1 protein-coding gene is annotated in these 1073 nt (G+C 60.4%); it reads right to left on the reverse strand.

Annotated elements, in window-relative coordinates:
* The coding region (locus ACR0K4_RS22950) for an alpha-hydroxy acid oxidase (RefSeq protein ID WP_480855914.1) at nt 1-1073 on the reverse strand (1073 nt) is incomplete at both ends.

The raw sequence follows: 1073 nt of genomic DNA on the forward strand, positions 1-1073 counted from the left end.
CGAAACCGCAGGTTGTCACGCGAAAGCTGATCGACGCGGGTGACGCCCATCAGCTTCATGTCGCGCTCGATCTCGGCCCGCATGAGTCCCAACGCCCGTTCGACACCGGGCTGACCGGCGGCGGCCAGCGGGTACAGATAGTGCCGCCCGACACCCACAGCCTTGGCCCCCAGCGACAGCGCCTTGAGGACATGGGTGCCCCGCTGAATTCCACTGTCCATCATGACGTCCAGTTTGTCGCCGACCGCGTCGACGATCTCGGCCAGTTGGTCGAAAGGCGTGCGCGATCCATCTAACTGGCGACCACCATGGTTCGACAGGATGATGCCGGTGCAGCCGATCTCAGCTGCGCGGCGGGCATCTTCGACGGTCATGATGCCCTTTAGACAGAACTGACCGTTCCAGTCGCGTACCATCTGCGCCACGTCGTCCCAATTCATCGACGGATCCAGCATCTCGGTAAAATACCCACCGATGGAACTGGCCCCGCCGCCCATATCAACATGTTCGTCCAGTTGCGGCAGGCGGAATTTCTCATGCGTGACATAGTTGATGCCCCACATCGGTTTGATCGCAAACTGAATCATGCCGCCCAACGTCAACCGGAACGGGATCGAAAACCCCGTCCGCAGATCGCGCTCCCGATTACCGCCGGTGATGCTGTCCACGGTCAGCATCATGACCTCGACCCCCGCCTCTTTGGCGCGCTGCATCATGGCCGAGTTCAACCCACGATCCTTGTGGAAGTAGAACTGATAGACCTGAGGGTTCTTGTGTTTCTGCCGCAATTCCTCCAGCGACACGGTTCCCAACGAAGACACGCCGAACATGGTCCCGTATTTCTCGGCCGCGGCCGCCACGGCGCGCTCGCCCTGATGGTGGAACAGGCGCTGCAACGCTGTGGGCGAGCAATAGATCGGCATGTCCAGCTTTTGCCCCATGACGGTGACGGACATGTCCACGTCCTTCACCCCGCGCAACACCGATGGCAGCAGATCGCAGCGGTCAAACGCGTTGGTGTTTTCGCGATACGTCACCTCATCATCGGCACCGCCGTCGATATAGTTGAAGAT

The sequence above is a fragment of the Ruegeria sp. K11 genome (assembly GCF_056531905.1).